This is a genomic window from Micromonospora sp. HB375 (assembly GCF_017872985.1).
Classification (GTDB): Bacteria; Actinomycetota; Actinomycetes; order Mycobacteriales; family Micromonosporaceae; genus Micromonospora; species Micromonospora chalcea.
Genome location: NZ_JAGGJO010000001.1, coordinates 6,712,849 through 6,726,936, shown reverse-complemented (window position 1 = coordinate 6,726,936; position 14,088 = coordinate 6,712,849). Strand labels below are relative to the sequence as shown.

The window sequence follows — 14,088 nt, the reverse complement described above, 5'->3', positions numbered from 1 at the left end:
GTCGAGCTGCGCTTCGCCGACCCGATCGAGGCCGACTCGGTGGAGGTGCAGGTGATGGGCGACGAGGTGATCGGCGCGCCGGTCACCTCGGTACGGGTCAGCACCGAGGGCGGTTCCCAGGTGCACCCGGTGACCGGCGCGGGCCGGTCGACGGCGCGGTTGCCGCTGCCCGCCGGCCGGAGCAGTTGGCTGCGGGTGACAGTCGAGAATGTCGCGGACGCCGACGTTCCGGGCCGCCGGGCGGGTATCCGGGAGCTGAGTGTCGCCGGGGTGACGCCCGAGCGCTACCTGCGACTGCCGGAGGTGCCCGCCGACGCCGTCGCGCCCGAGGTGGTCGCACTGGCCCGCAAGGCCACCGATCGATCCGCCTGCGCGGTCGCCGGTGACCACTACCTGTGCGCTCCCGACCTGATCCGGCAGGGCGAGGAGACCGGGCTGGTGCCCCGGCGCTTCGACCTGCCGGCCGCGATCCCCACCCAGCTGACCGGCCTGGCCCGGGCCACGCCCGCCACCGCGCTCGCGGCGTACGACGAGATGACGGGCGGCGAGACGTTCACGACGTCGAGTTCGTGGTTCGCCGACCCGGTCGCCTCGTCGAGGTCGCTGGGGGACGGGGACGACGGCACGGCCTGGTGGGCGGATCCGAGCGATCCGCAACCGACAGTGAAGATGCGCTGGGCCAGCGCGCGCAAGGTGAGCTGGGTGCGGCTGCGGTTCGCGGAGAGCCTCGTCGCGGCGCCGCCCAGGACGGTCCGGATCACCGGTGACGACGGCATCCGGGAGGTGACTGTCGACCTGGACGGTGTCGCCCGCTTCCCGGCTCTGCGTACCCGTGGGCTCACCGTTGCAGTGACCTCTACCGTACCGAGGGTCAGCCGGTCGACGGCGCTGTTCGAGCCGCAGTCGCTGCCGGTCGGTCTCAGCGGCGTGGACGTGCAGGGCGTGCCCGAACTGAACCAGCCGCGCGGCCTCGACCGTGAGGTGACGCTCCCGTGCGGCGCGGGGCCCACCATCGTGGTCAACGGGGTGAAGGTGCCGACGACGGCCACCGGGACGCTGCGCGACCTGCGCGACCTGCGGCCCCTGCGCTACCGCGCCTGCGCTCCCGCTACGTCGTCGGGCCGGGCCGCGAAGGCGGGCGCGGAGCAGGTCACGCTGCGGGCGGGCGGCAACGAGGTCTCCGCCCCGGCGGACCGGTTCGTCGTGGACAGCGTGATCTTCAGCGGTACGCCGGCCGAACGGCCCGTCGTCGCCGCGTCGCCGCGCCGGGCGTTGAGCGTGGTCGACTGGGACGACCAGCGCCGGTCGATCGAGATCGGTGCGGGTGGCGGCAGCTACCTGATGGTTCCGGAGAACGCCAACGCCGGCTGGCGGGCGACGCTCGACGGGCAGGAGCTGATCGCGGCCCGCCTGGACGGGTGGAAGCAGGGATGGTTCGTGCCGGCCGGTCCCGCCGGCCGCGTCGAGCTGGTCTTCACGCCCGGCGAGCACTACCGGATCGTCCTGTTCGTCGCCGGGGGCCTGTTGGTGCTGCTGATGGTCGGGGCGCTGATTCCCGCGCGCCGCCATCGACCCGCGTACCCGGTGGTGCCGACGATGATGCCGACCGCGCCGCTGCTCGCGGTGGCGGTGCCGGCGCTGCTCGGGGGCCTGGTCGGGCTCGGCTGCGCCGCCGCGGTGGTGGCGCTGCACCGGCGCCGCACGCCCGGCCCGGCATGGATCTGGGTGCCGGCCGCGCTGGGGCTCACCGTCTACGGGACCGAGCGTCTGTGGCTGCCCCGGGTCGGCGCGGAACGGGTGGCGGAGCTACTGGTCCTGTTGCCGACCGGGCTACTCCTCGTGGCGGTCGCCGCTCTCGTGTTGCGGTTCCGTCGGGTCCGCGGCCGGTACGAGGCGAGTTCCGAGGCCGGCCGGGCCGGCGCCCTGAAGCGCTGGCGCCGGCGTCGCGGCCCGGAGCGGGAGGTCGGGCTCGACGGCCACGGGCCGGCGGCGGCCACCGAGCCGCCGCAGCCGTCGCGCGGGCCGCTCGATGAGGTAGTAGCTGGCCGTCGCGACCGGGACGGTGAGGGCCAGGGTGACGGCGAGGAGAACCCAGAACGAGCTGTTCATCCGGGTGAATCCGAGCAGGCGGAAGCAGACCTCGAGCGCGAGGAGGTGCCAGAGGAAGATGCCGTAGGAGATCCGGCCGAGGAACATGACCGCCCGGTGGCTGAGGAGAGCGCGGGGCACCCCGCCGGACCCCGGCCCGACGAGGGGGGCGATCAGGCACCAGGCGACGAGCAGGAACAGCAGGTGCTCGGTGACCGACTCGACCGGCTTGGCGGGTTCGACCCCGCGCGGGCCGGCGATGGGCGTGCTCGCGATCCAGAGCAGCGCGCCGGCGATGAGCCAGGACGTTCCCGGGGCGAAGGTGAACACGCGCAGGCCGCGCGGCGTGGCGGACCACAGGTCCTCGTCGCCCCGCCCAGACCCGTCACCGGTCAGCCCGGTGAGGAACGGGGTCGAGGTCGTGCCGACGGGCCACGAGGCGAGCACGGCCAGCATGATGCCGATGCCGAACCAGTCGAGAAAGGCGGGCAGCCAGAGCACCGCGAGTCCCGGTAGAGGCGAGTCGGGACCGTGTGCGTACGCATTCCAGATGAGGCCGGCAAGGACGAGTACGGCACCGAACGCCAGTTGGCGCCGGGCTCGCCCGAGCGGGGTACGGCCGCCCATTCGGCGGCCGAGCACCGCTATCAGTGGCAGCGCAAGGTAGAAAGTCGCCTCCGTAGCCAGGCTCCAGGTCTGCTCCATGCCGACCGGGAGTCGCAATGGCTCGTAAATCTGTGCCAGAAGAAAGGGGATCGCCCAGTCCCAGACGGACTTCAGATAGTCGATGTTGAGCCAAGTCAGTGCGACGATCGCCATTGCCCAGTACCCGGGCAGAATGCGCAGCGCGCGGTGCCAGAGGTATCGCCGAACGGATGGTCCTGACTGTCCGTTAATGGCAGCGAGTGCGAATGGCCGATAGAGGAGGAAACCGGACAACGCAAAGAAGATCGCCACCCCGACATCCAGCCTGGCCAGCACAGCTGCGAGGTGGGCGAAGGAGTTGGTCAGTCCGCTGAGAAAGGAGACATGGTGGACGACCACGCCGATCACCGCCACCGCCCGCAGCCCTTCCAATGCGGGCAACCAACCGTCCGAACGGCCGGTATTAGTTGCGGACAGGATCGCCTGTCCGTTGCTCGAGTCCGGTCTGACGGGTCGGCTCACAGTTCCCTCGACATCCATTTGATCTCGCAGCCCGGTGGCTGCTGCACCCCCGGAGTCAGTACGTCGCGAGAGGTCGCATCGGACCATATCCGAAATCGGCCTCGTCATGTACTGTCAGCCGACTAGTCGAGTCTTTACAAGGGGAGGAGTTTCATGCGACCCACGTCGGGTGCCATCTTGGTGGCGGCAGGCGCGTTCCTGATCGTCGGGGCCGTGGCGACGCCGCTGGCCGTCGCGCCCGCTCTGGTCAAGGTGCCCCTTGACCAGAGTTCGGTAACGGTTTCAGAGGCGAAGAACGCGACCGTTCTTGATTTCAGCACGCTGGCCGAGCGCAGCGGCGTCAACCTGACCGCCCACCGCGCGGTGCGCGGCGACGTCGAGGCCGGCAACGCCGACCGGACGGTCTTCAACGTCGGTGTCCGGGTGATCGACGACGCGGGCAAGGAGATCACGGTCAGCACGGACCGGGTCGCCCTCGACCGGCGTACGGCGGAGTCGGTCGCCTGCTGTGCCGAGGCGGTCAACGGCGCGCCCTTCAAGCACGAGGGGCTCACCTACACCTTCCCGTTCGGTACGGAGAAGAAGACGTACCAGTACTTCGACAACACCGCTCGGAAGGCGTACCCCGCCGAGTACGTGGGCACCGAGAAGCTGCAGGGGCTGACCGTCTACAAGTTCGAGATGACGGCCGAACCGATCAAGATCAGCGAGATCGACGTGCCGGGCAACCTGGTCGGATCGGCCCAGCCCACGGTGACGGCCGGTCGCTTCTACGCCAACACCCGCACCCTCTGGGTGGAGCCGGACAGCGGCGTCATCGTCAAGGGGCAGGAGAAGCAGCTCCAGACCCTGCGTGACGAGACCGGCGCGGACAAGATCAAGATCATCGACGCCACGCTCGTCTTCACCGAGGACACCCAGAAGCAGCAGGCCAAGGCGGCCAAGGACGCGCGTGGGCAGATCAACCTGCTGACCACCGTGCTGCCGATCGTCCTCGGCGTCGTGGGTCTGCTCCTGCTCCTGCTCGGCCTGTTCATCATCGTCCGCGCGGCTCGCCGCCGGCCCGACGCGACGCCGGTGGACGCCGGCGACGGACCGGTGGACGACGTGCCGTCGCAGCGTTCGGCGGAGCCGGTCGACGACGACCCGACCGTGCCCGCCGGCGGACGCCACGCCGCGGACCGCGCGGAGTCCTGAGCGCCAACCCTCGCACCACCACACGAGCAGGCCGGCCGACCCACCCGGGTCGGCCGGCCTGCTCGTGTGCGCGGCAGGTGGCAGGTCAGAGGCGGCGCACCGCGTACCGGGTGCAGATCCAGTCCTCGGTGTACGGCAGGTCGGGCCGCTGCCCGACGATCTCCCCGCCGTTGGCGGCCACCAGCCGGGTCATGTCGGCGTCCGGCACCGCTGTCATCTTCATCGGCGCGGGGTAGTTGAGCAGCCGGCGCTGCGCCCAGCTGATCAGGCGGAACGGCGCGAGCTTCCAGATGACGCCCTTGGCCGTACGGGCCGGCTCGGTCGGCAGGCCCACGACGGCGACCCCGCCGGGGCGCAGGACGCGCAGGAACTCGGCGAGGTAGCTGTCGATCGCCGGGCGCGGCAGGTGCTGCAACACGAGCGCGCTGTAGACCAGGTCGAAGTGCCCGTCGGGGAACTGGCTGAGGTCCGGCGCGTCGTTGAGGACGAAGCGGATGTTCCCGGCGCTGCGGTCCAGGCGCCGGGCGGTCTCCAGCATCGACGGGGCGATGTCGACGGCGACGACCTCGCCGGCGTGCGGCGCGAGCGCCTGCGACAGCCGACCGGCCCCGCATCCGAAGTCCAGCGCGCGGTCCCATCGCGTGGGCAGGCCGAGCCGGCCCAGCCATCCGGTCGTCTCCTCGACGTCGGCGCGGCCGGTGGCCAGGAACTCCTCGACGTCCCACTGCCCGCCGCGCTTACCGGGCTGGACGAGGACGGCCCACAGCGGATCTTCGGCGCCCAGCTTGGTCCAGTCGCGCCGTACGTCGTCGAGATTCACGCCGAAACCCTAGGACATCCGGGGGTGCGGCTGGATCGACCCGGTCATCTGCCGGCTCGGATGTTCGGCCGACGACACTGCCCCGAACGGCCCATCGCGCTCGACGCACTGTACATTTGTTACTTGATTGTAATCCCTCAATGTGTCGTCACTGTGGGTTGATCAGGCGCTCGATGACGGTGTCTTTGCGCACTTTGACGCCCTTTTCCTGCTCCGGAGCGTCAACGCCTGGTGATGGCGAGCAAGCTTCGTGGCGCGCTCGTGTTACCGCCGGGTACACGAGGGGGTTGTGAGCTGCGCCGCATCGGGTGCACGATCAGGCTCGATCGTTACCCGTCGGTAACAGAGGGCGGGGCCCGGCGCGGGCCACCGGTACGACAACCGGCCGCCGCGCACATTCGCTCGAGGAGGAACCCGTGCAGAATCGGCTCGACAACCAGGGTCGTACCCGGTGGAAGCGGTTCGCCGCCATGATCGTGCCCACCACGGCCGCCGCCGGTGCCATCCTGTTCGGCATGTCGACCGGCGCCATCGCCTCCGACATCACCGTGTCCGGGCAGACCTTCAAGATCGGCGCGGACCGCCTGGAGGGCGAGGGCTTCAAGCAGTACGGCGGCATCGTCCGCGAGAAGGGTGAGGACGGCAAGGCCGGCGCGACGCGCCCGGTCGCGATGGCCGAGATCAGCAGCGCCGACCTGTACAACCTCTGCCAGTCCGTCCGCGCCGACCTGCCCGGCCTGCCGGTGGTGCTCACCATCAACGCCGGCGAGGGCAAGGACCCGGCCCGCGCCAAGGACCTGGTGATCGCGATGGACTCGCTCGAAGGCAACGCGACGTTCACCAACATCCAGATCGGCCGCGACGCCAGCGACCTGAACCCGACGGCCCAGCGCGGCTCGTTCGGCCAGAACTCCGACCGGGTCACCATCCGCGACCTGAAGCAGGTGTCCCGCTACACCACGTCCTCGACGTTCAACCTGGTCGGGCTGCGGCTCAAGGTCAACGTGGGTGACGACGCCAAGGGCAAGGAGTGCTTCTGAGCTGAGCACGGCCCGCGGTGGCCGACCACCGCGGGCCCGCCCCACCGTCCCCGCCCCCGCTCCGCCAGGAGGAGTACGTGACAACCGTCGAACCGTCCCACGCCCGGCTCGGCACCGCGGCCCGGACGTGGCGGACCTTCCGCCGCTGGCAGCGGAGCCGGCCGTTCTGGGGCGGCCTGTTCATCATCCTGGCCGGGGTGGAGATGCTCGCCTCCACCCGGCTGACCCTCAACGGCCTGAGCTTCAGCAGCGGCGCCACCGGCCTGCTCTCGCTGCTGATCCCGGCCATCCTCGGGACCTGCGGCGTGCTGCTCTGGCTCAGTCCGGCGCAGCGGCTGTTCTACTCGATCGTCGCGGCGGTCACGACCGTCTACTCGCTGATCGGGCTCAACCTCGGCGGCTTCTTCCTCGGCCTGCTGCTGGGCATCGTGGGCAGCGCGCTCGCCTTTGCCTGGGTGCCGGCCCGGCCGGCGGAGCTGGCGGCTGACGAGCGCGACACCGAGGCGGACGACGAGCGCGACACCAGGGTGGACCAGCGGGACGCCGACCTGGTCGACGTCGACGGCCCGGTCGGCGCCGAGCAGGTCGGCGTCGACCAGTCGGTCACCGGCCGGCCGGCCGCCCCGGAACCCGCTGACGAGCAGCCGGCCGGGGAACTGCCGACCGTCGAGGTGCCGGCCGGCGTACGGCCGGCCGTCGAGCAGCCGACTGCCGAGCGGCCGGGCGGGGAGCGGCCGGTCCCTCGGCAGTCGGTGAACGGGCAGGCGGCCGGATCCGACGGCGGCCCGCCCGAGTGGGCGGGCCGTTCGGCGGACCCGCGTGCCTTCGGCATCGTTCTGCTGGTGCTCGGCCTGGCCACCGCCGGCCTGGCCGTGCAGCCGCGCGCGGTACAGGCCGCACCGAGCAGGCCCGCCGCCAGCGCCTGCCCGACGAAGCCCGCCACGCCGTCGAAGGCGCCCTCCGCGACGCCCACCCCGACGCCGAGCGCGAGCCCGACGCGGGAGGGCAACATCATCACCGATTTCTTCGAGGGGATCGGTGACCTGTTCAAGGGCGGCAGCAAGAAGAGCGAGACGCCCTCGCCCACTCCGACCGCGAGCGGATCGGCGGCCCCGACGAGCAAGCCGACCACCCGTCCCGGCTCGACCGACTGCCCGACACCGGGCAAGCCGGGCAAGGAGGAACCGGCGAAGCCCGGCAAGGTGGAGCCCGGCAAGCCGCTGCCGCGTATCGCCGCCGACCCGGGCCTGCCGAAGGTGGCCAAGCAGCCGTCGAAGCTCACCGGCTCCAAGGTGACCATGACCGGGCTGCGGTTCGAGGGGATCACCGACCTGCGGACCGAGCAGGGCGCGCTCAAGGTGCTGAAGTTCAGCATGAAGGAAGCCGTGACCGACGACTTCCTGCTGGTCGCCGACGGCCCCAGCGGTCGCACCCAGCGGTACGCGACCGACCGTCTCACCGTCCGCGACGACGTCGCGTTCTACTGCACCCGGTTCGTCGGCAAGCTCGCCGGCATCAAGCTGACGCTGACGCCGGACCTGCCGTTCCCGGACGGCCTGCCGGTCACGCTGCCCATCCCGGTGACGTTCACCGACCCGGTCATCGACCTGGCGTACGTCACCAGCAACACGCTCACCGGCCGGCCGACGCTGAAGGTGACGCTCGGCGCCTGACCGGACGGGTGCCGGCGGTACGCGCCGCCGGCACCCGGAAGCCGGCTCAGAGCCGGGCCAGCGCCTTGCGCAGCGGGTCCAGCCCCAGCGAGCCCAGGTCGAGCGCCTGGCGGTGGAACTCCTTGAGGTCGAAGTCGGCGCCCTTGCGGGCCTTCGCGTCCTCCCGGGCCTGCAACCAGATCCGCTCGCCCACCTTGTACGACGGGGCCTGCCCGGGCCAGCCCAGGTAGCGGTTCAGCTCGAAACGCAGGTTCTCGTCCGGCACCCGGCAGTGCGCCCGCATGAACTCCCAGCCCAGCTCCGGCGTCCACCGCTCGCCCGGGTGGAAGCCGAACGGGTTGTCCTTCGGGATCTCCAGCTCCAGGTGCATGCCGATGTCGACGATGACCCGGGCCGCGCGCAGCGCCTGCCCGTCGAGCATGCCGAGCCGGTCACCGGGGTCGCCGAGGTAGCCCAGCTCGTCCATCAGCCGCTCGGAGTAGAGCGCCCAGCCCTCGCCGTGCCCGGAGACCCAGCACAACAGCCGCTGCCAGCGGTTGAGCAGGTCGGCCCGGACGGCCGTCTGCGCGACCTGCAGGTGGTGACCCGGCACGCCCTCGTGGTAGACGGTGGTCACCTCCCGCCAGGTGGAGAAGTCGGTGATGCCCTGCGGCACCGCCCACCACATCCGCCCCGGCCGGGAGAAGTCCTCGCTCGGGCCGGTGTAGTAGATGGCGCCGTCGCTCGTCGGCGCGAGGCAGCACTCGATCCGGCGTACCTGCTCGGGGATGTCGAAGTGGGTGCCGTTCAGGTCGCTGACCGCCTGGTCGGCGAGCGCCTGCATCCAGTCCCGGAACGCCTCCTTGCCGCGTACCGTCCGCGCCGGGTCGGCGTCGAGCGCGCGTACCGCGTCGTCGATCGAGGCGCCGGGCCCGGCGATGCGCGCGGACACCGTCCGCATGTCGGCCTCCAGCCGGGCCAGCTCCGCGAAACCCCAGGCGTACGTCTCGTCCAGGTCGACCTTCGCGCCGAGGAAGTACTGCGAGGCCAGTTCGTAGCGCTCCCGCCCGGCGGCCTGCTTCTCCCGCCCGGCCGGCGCCAGCTCGTTGCGCAGGAACTGCCCGAACTCGGCGGTGGCGGCGGTGGCGGCGGCCGCGCCCTTGCGCAGCTCCGCGCCGAGCGCGCCGTCGGCGTCGAGCCGCTCGACCATGCCGTGGAAGAAGTTGTCGCCCTCCGGGTCGACCCAGACGTCGCACTGCTTGGCCACCTCGACGAGCTGCACCTGCGAGCTGACCCGTCCCGCGGCGGCGGCCTCGCGCAGCGTGCGCTTGTAGCCGTCGAGCGCCGACGCGAAGCGGTTGAGCCGGGCCGCCACGTTGGCCTTAGCCTCCTCGCCGTCGGTCGGCATGAGGTCGAAGACCATCCGGATCTCGTGCAGCCCGCTGGAGATGACGTTGACCTCGCTGCCGGTCTCGCCGGCCTCGTACCGGGCCAGCTCCAGGCCGAGGCGCTCCTGCATGGCCTCCTTGGCGGTCCGCTCGGCCTCGGTCTCCGGCTCGGTCACGTCGAGTTCGCCGAGCGTGCGCCGGGCCAGGTCGGCGCGGGCCGCGTAGCCGTCGGGCGACAGGTCGTCGAGCTGGTCGTCGTAGCCGGCGATGCCGACGTAGGTGGCCCCGGTCGGGCTCAGCGGAGCCCACTCGGCCACGTACCGGTTGGCGAGGTCATCGATTCGTCCCACGAGGGGACCCTACGTGACCCCGCAGCCGAATTCCGCACGACATCGTCGTACCCGTGGGGCAGAGTGTCAGGGGTGACAGTCGATTTCACTCCTGACCGCGCGCCGCTGCGGAGCTGGCTGCCGGGGTTCGTCGCGCTTGCCGCCATCTGGGGTTCGAGTTTTCTGTTCATCAAGGTCGGCGTGGCCGAGCTGCACCCCGTGCACCTCACTCTCTACCGGGTGGCCACCGGCGCGGTCACGCTGCTGGTGGTGCTCGCCGTGCTGCGCGACCGGCTGCCCCGCGACCTTCGCGTCTGGGGGCACATGCTCGTGGTGGCCGCGTTCGGCGTCGCGGTGCCGTTCACGCTGTTCGGCTACGGCGAGCAGCGGGTCGAGTCGATGCTCGCCGGCATCTGGAACGCCACCACGCCGCTGATCGTGCTGCCGCTGGCGGTGCTGGTGTTCCGCACCGAGCGGCTGACCGTGCGGCGGGCGGTCGGGCTGGGGCTGGGCTTCGTCGGGGTGCTCGTGGTGCTCGGCGTCTGGGAGGGCGTCGGTGGCGCCCACTTCGTCGGCCAGCTCATGTGCTTCGGCGCGGCTGCCTGCTACGGGCTCGCCATTCCGTACCAGAAGAAGTTCGTCGCGGGCAGCGCGTACTCCGGGCTGTCGCTGTCGGCGGCCCAGCTGCTGGTGGCGACCGCGCAGCTCGCGCTGGTCGCGCCGTTCGTCGGGACGCCGCCGTCCCCGGCCGGGCTCTCGCCGCGCGTGATCGCGAGCGTGCTGGCGCTCGGCGCGCTCGGCACCGGGCTCGCCTTTGTCATCAACATGCGCAACATCCGGCTGGCCGGGGCGAGCACGGCGTCCACAGTGACGTACCTGGTTCCGGTGTTCGCGGTGCTCGTCGGCGCGGTCGTGCTGAGTGAGCGGATGACCTGGCACCAGCCGGTGGGCGCGCTCGTGGTGCTGGCCGGCGTGGCGGTCGCGCAGGGCCTGTTCGGCCGGCGCCGCACGCGCCCGGACGTGGTGGTGCCGGCCCGCACTGTCGAACCGGCCGCCCAGGGCTGACCCTCAGCTACGGCCGGCTGTCCACTTCACCAGGCGGTCGGCCGTCCAGGTGTTCACCACCCGGTTCGCCGGCACCCCGCACAGCGCGGCCCGCTCGCAGCCGAACCGCTGCCAGTCGAGCTGGCCGGGGGCGTGCGCGTCGGTGTCGATGGCGAACCGGCACCCGGCCTCCAGCGCGAGCCGGATCAGCCGCTTCGGCGGGTCCTGCCGTTCCGGCCGGGAGTTGATCTCGACGGCTACGTCGTGCTCGGCGCACGCCGCGAAGACGACGTCCGCGTCGAACTCGCTCTCCTTGCGGGTACGGGCGCGGTGCCCCTTGTCGCCCGGCCCGGTCACGCCGGCGGGCCGGGAGGAGACCATCCGGCCGGTGCAGTGCCCGAGGATGTCCAGGTGCGGGTTGGCGATCGCGGTCAGCATCCGGCGGGTCATCTTCGCCCGGTCGTCGTTTAGGCCGCTGTGCACCGAGCCGACCACCACGTCCAGGCGGGCCAGCAGGTCCTCGTCCTGGTCCAGCGAGCCGTCGGCGAGGATGTCCACCTCGATGCCGGTGAGCAGGCGGAAGCCCTTCGGCAGCGCCTCGTTGACGGCGGCGACGTGGTCGAGCTGCTTGCGCAGCCGCTCCGCGGTCAGGCCCCGGGCCACCTTCAGCCGGGGCGAGTGGTCGGTGAGCACCAGGTACTCGTGGCCCAGCTCGACCGCGGCGAGCGCCATCTCCTCGATCGGCGAGCCGCCGTCGGACCAGTCCGAGTGGGTGTGGCAGTCGCCGCGCAGCGCGTCCCGCAGCTTCGCCGCCGCCTCGTCCAGGTCGGTGCCCTCGGTCGCCAGCAGCCGGCGCAGGTAGACCGGCTCCTCCGCGGCCAGCGACTCGGCCACGCAGCGGGCGGTGACGTCACCGACGCCGGACAGCTCGGTCAGCTTGCCGGTGCGGGCCCGCTCGGCCACCTCGGCGGCGGGCAGCGCGCCGAGCGTCTTCGCGGCCGACCGGAACGCCCGGACCCGGTAGGTGGCCTCGTTGGCCCGTTCCAGCAGGAACGCGATCCGGCGCAGGTCGGCGATGGGATCCCGGGCACTCATGCCCTGGAACCTACGCGCATCCGCCGCCCGCCGCGCGACCCCGCACCGTCAGCCGCCCGTGGTGGACCGGCCCGGCGACGCCGGGCAGCCGTGCTTGCGCTGCCAGGCGGTGACCTCGGCGACCGGCGAGCGGTTGCCGTCCTTGCGCCACGAGTTCAGGTAGGGCGCCGGCCAGACCACGCCCCGGCGGATCCACCAGTCGTCCTTTCCCGTGCACTTCGGGGAGAGTCCGAAGTGCAGGTGACAGACGTTGTTGGCGTTGCCGGTACGGCCCACCTTGCCGAGCTGCTGCCCGGCCCGGACCCGTACGCCCGGGTCGATGCCGGCCGCGACCGCGCTCAGGTGCGAGCCGTAGTAGCGCACCCCGTCGTCGCCGAGCAGCGAGACGGAGAGCCCGCCGTTGTTCGGGCCCTGCGGCCCGCGCTTGTCGAACCGGTCGACCCGGCTCACCTCCAGCACCACGCCGTCGGTGACCGCCACCACCGGCTCGCCGCAGTCGGCGAACACGTCGGTGCCCGGGTAGCCGCCGTGCGTCGGGTGGTAGTCGACGTTGCCGGCGCGGACGGGGAAGACCCGCTTCACGTCCGTGCGGGCCGGCGACGGCGGGGAGGCGGTCGGCGGTGCCGGGCTCGCCGGGTCGGCAGGCTGCGCGCCCGTCGCGATCGGGCTCGGTTCCTGCCACCTGTCGGCGCGCCCGGTGGAGGCGCCACACCCCCCGGCGGCGAGCGCCGCGACGAGCAGCAGGACCGGGTACGCCGGCCGCGTCCGGCGTCCGATCGATGGCGAGCGCATCCGGTCATCCTGACAGACCACTACCGTAGGGACGAACGCCGCGACCGCGTCACACCCGCCGGTCACTGTGCGTGACGCCGACGTGGATCGTTCGGGGAAGGGGGCGGTGGTGACGTACGGGTGGCAGGGCGGACCCGAGGGGACCGGTTCGGGGGCGTTCCCGCCTCCGCCGCGTACCCCCTCGGGACTCTTCCCGTCCAACGCGCCGATCCGGCCCAGCTACCGCGAGCCGTACCCGATCACCGGCTCCGGGGTCGCGGTCGGCGCGCTCGTCGCGTTCGCCTGGTTGCTGCTGTTCGGGCTGCTCGGCCGCAACATCGCGGGTTACGCCTGGTGGACTCTGCTGGCCGGCGCCCTGGCCTGGGCGGCGGCTGCGGTGCTGGTCCGCCACGGTGACCGGGGGGTCGCCACCGGGGTCGCGATCGTCACCGCCGGTGGTTGGAGCATCGCCGCCGCGCTGGTCGCGATGCGGTGGGCGCAGACCGGCGACTGGCCGCTCTGGTGACCATGGGTGCCGGTTTCGCTGCGTAGCGAAGGCCACCTTGACGTTCGCGCGGTGACGGTCCACGCTCGGCGGTATGGCCTGGACCACACCGCCGCGGCTCGACCCCGAGCGGAGCCGCCGTCGCCTGCAACTCCTTGCCGAGTTGGCCGGTGCCCGCGCGGTGCAGCAGCGCCAGCGACCACAGCGCGCGCGTACCGAGCGGCTGCGCCAACTCATCGCCACCCGTCGGCGCGTCGTCGGCTGACCGGCTTTCTCTTCAGAACGGCCGGCCCTTACGGGGCGTTGACCGGTCGCCCGCCGACCCGACCGGTTAACGTGCATCGCGTGACCTGTCGGCGTGCTGCCGAGGCCAATTTGGGGGGACCGTGTCGTACTTCGCTGCTGCCGTGGCGCGCGTCGACGGCGGCTGGACCGCGGGCGAGGTGAGCCTGCGGGGCGTCACCGACATCGAGGAGGTGGCGGACCGGCTGCGCGACGTCGAGCCGGACGCCGACCTGTCGCTGCTGTTCGTCGAGGCGGACGACACGTACCTGGTCGTCCTGCGCCTGGACGAGGGGGAGGACCTGCGGGTCTTCGGCTCCGACTCGGCGTTCGCGGAGGAGTCCCGCCTGGGCGCGCTGCTGGTCGGCGATCTGAAGACGTCGGTCACCGGGCTGGAGGAGGTCGACGAGCCGCGCGCCTCCAGCGGCGACGACGACAACGAGCAGCCCGCTGTGGACCCGGAGGCCGACCCGGTCGGTGACGCGGACCTGCTGGCCGACCTGGGCATCCCGGCGCAGAAGCTGCTCGCGCTCTGCGCACACGAGGGTTCCATGCCGGCCGACGTCACCGCCGAGATCTGCCAGGTGCTCGGCTGCGTGGACGAGGTCGAGGAGTTGCGTGAGGTCTGAGCCCGGGGAGTCCCGGACGCCCGGCGCCGCCGAACCCGCCGACGCGACCGATCCGGCGCTGGAGACCGTACGCCCGGGGCA

At 72.1% G+C, this 14,088-nt stretch carries 12 protein-coding genes; 7 read left to right on the top strand and 5 right to left on the bottom strand.

What is annotated here, in order from left to right; translation table 11 throughout:
- Window positions 1-1,830: 1,830 nt before the first annotated feature.
- Window positions 1,831-3,273 (bottom strand): acyltransferase family protein, encoded by a 1,443-nt coding sequence (locus J3R08_RS32910; protein WP_374102415.1) that lies wholly within the window; start codon window positions 3,271-3,273, stop codon window positions 1,831-1,833.
- A 135-nt stretch (window positions 3,274-3,408) separates the two neighbouring features.
- Between J3R08_RS32910 and J3R08_RS30025 the strand changes: the two genes are divergently transcribed.
- On the top strand, window positions 3,409-4,452 hold the full coding sequence (locus J3R08_RS30025) for a DUF3068 domain-containing protein (RefSeq protein WP_083297040.1): 1,044 nt from the start codon (window positions 3,409-3,411) through the stop codon (window positions 4,450-4,452).
- 85 nt (window positions 4,453-4,537) lie between these two features.
- Here the strand turns inward: J3R08_RS30025 and J3R08_RS30020 are convergent, their stop codons facing one another.
- Window positions 4,538-5,272 carry a class I SAM-dependent methyltransferase gene (locus J3R08_RS30020; protein WP_051611329.1) on the bottom strand — a complete coding sequence of 245 codons (735 nt, stop codon included), beginning with the start codon at window positions 5,270-5,272 and terminating at the stop codon, window positions 4,538-4,540.
- Window positions 5,273-5,688: 416 nt separating this feature from the next.
- Here J3R08_RS30020 and J3R08_RS30015 point away from each other — a divergent pair, with 416 nt between their 5' ends.
- Together J3R08_RS30015 and J3R08_RS30010 are read left to right on the top strand one after the other, a co-directional pair.
- A complete protein-coding gene (locus J3R08_RS30015; RefSeq protein ID WP_043327818.1) occupies window positions 5,689-6,312 on the top strand; it encodes a DUF6230 family protein in 624 nt (207 codons plus the stop codon).
- A 77-nt stretch (window positions 6,313-6,389) separates the two neighbouring features.
- The gene (locus J3R08_RS30010) at window positions 6,390-7,985 is read left to right on the top strand and encodes a DUF6114 domain-containing protein (RefSeq protein ID WP_209963639.1); all 1,596 of its coding nucleotides are present in this window, start codon (window positions 6,390-6,392) and stop codon (window positions 7,983-7,985) included.
- A 46-nt stretch (window positions 7,986-8,031) separates the two neighbouring features.
- Here the strand turns inward: J3R08_RS30010 and J3R08_RS30005 are convergent, their stop codons facing one another.
- Window positions 8,032-9,702: a DUF885 domain-containing protein gene (locus tag J3R08_RS30005; protein WP_043327819.1), complete on the bottom strand. Its 1,671-nt coding sequence runs from the start codon at window positions 9,700-9,702 to the stop codon at window positions 8,032-8,034.
- A gap of 72 nt (window positions 9,703-9,774) precedes the next feature.
- On the opposite strand from J3R08_RS30005, the gene J3R08_RS30000 reads away from it, so the two are divergent.
- Window positions 9,775-10,746 (top strand): DMT family transporter, encoded by a 972-nt coding sequence (locus J3R08_RS30000; protein ID WP_197494897.1) that lies wholly within the window; start codon window positions 9,775-9,777, stop codon window positions 10,744-10,746.
- Between the two features lie 3 nt (window positions 10,747-10,749).
- Here the strand turns inward: J3R08_RS30000 and J3R08_RS29995 are convergent, their stop codons facing one another.
- Both J3R08_RS29995 and J3R08_RS29990 read right to left on the bottom strand, forming a co-directional pair.
- The gene (locus J3R08_RS29995) at window positions 10,750-11,820 is read right to left on the bottom strand and encodes a PHP domain-containing protein (protein WP_209963636.1); all 1,071 of its coding nucleotides are present in this window, start codon (window positions 11,818-11,820) and stop codon (window positions 10,750-10,752) included.
- Window positions 11,821-11,868: 48 nt separating this feature from the next.
- On the bottom strand, window positions 11,869-12,612 hold the full coding sequence (locus J3R08_RS29990; RefSeq protein ID WP_043327822.1) for a M23 family metallopeptidase: 744 nt from the start codon (window positions 12,610-12,612) through the stop codon (window positions 11,869-11,871).
- Window positions 12,613-12,721: 109 nt separating this feature from the next.
- Between J3R08_RS29990 and J3R08_RS29985 the strand changes: the two genes are divergently transcribed.
- From J3R08_RS29985 to J3R08_RS29975, 3 genes are all read left to right on the top strand, one after another.
- Complete coding sequence (locus tag J3R08_RS29985; protein WP_209963633.1) at window positions 12,722-13,117, top strand: hypothetical protein; 396 nt, start codon at window positions 12,722-12,724, stop codon at window positions 13,115-13,117.
- 73 nt (window positions 13,118-13,190) lie between these two features.
- Window positions 13,191-13,361, top strand: a complete 171-nt coding sequence (locus tag J3R08_RS29980) for a hypothetical protein (RefSeq protein WP_166457820.1) — start codon at window positions 13,191-13,193, stop codon at window positions 13,359-13,361.
- Between the two features lie 121 nt (window positions 13,362-13,482).
- Window positions 13,483-14,007, top strand: a complete 525-nt coding sequence (locus tag J3R08_RS29975) for a tRNA adenosine deaminase-associated protein (RefSeq protein WP_043327823.1) — start codon at window positions 13,483-13,485, stop codon at window positions 14,005-14,007.
- Window positions 14,008-14,088: the final 81 nt, after the last annotated feature.

Bases quoted from the DNA above. Each gene is read 5' to 3' on its own strand.
- J3R08_RS29990 (WP_043327822.1), bottom strand. From the start codon at position 12,612: ATGCGCTCGCCATCGATCGGACGCCGGACGCGGCCGGCGTACCCGGTC.
- J3R08_RS30025 (WP_083297040.1), top strand. From the start codon at position 3,409: ATGCGACCCACGTCGGGTGCCATCTTGGTGGCGGCAGGCGCGTTCCTG.
- J3R08_RS29995 (WP_209963636.1), bottom strand. From the start codon at position 11,820: ATGAGTGCCCGGGATCCCATCGCCGACCTGCGCCGGATCGCGTTCCTG.
- J3R08_RS29980 (WP_166457820.1), top strand. From the start codon at position 13,191: ATGGCCTGGACCACACCGCCGCGGCTCGACCCCGAGCGGAGCCGCCGT.
- J3R08_RS32910 (WP_374102415.1), bottom strand. From the start codon at position 3,273: ATGGATGTCGAGGGAACTGTGAGCCGACCCGTCAGACCGGACTCGAGC.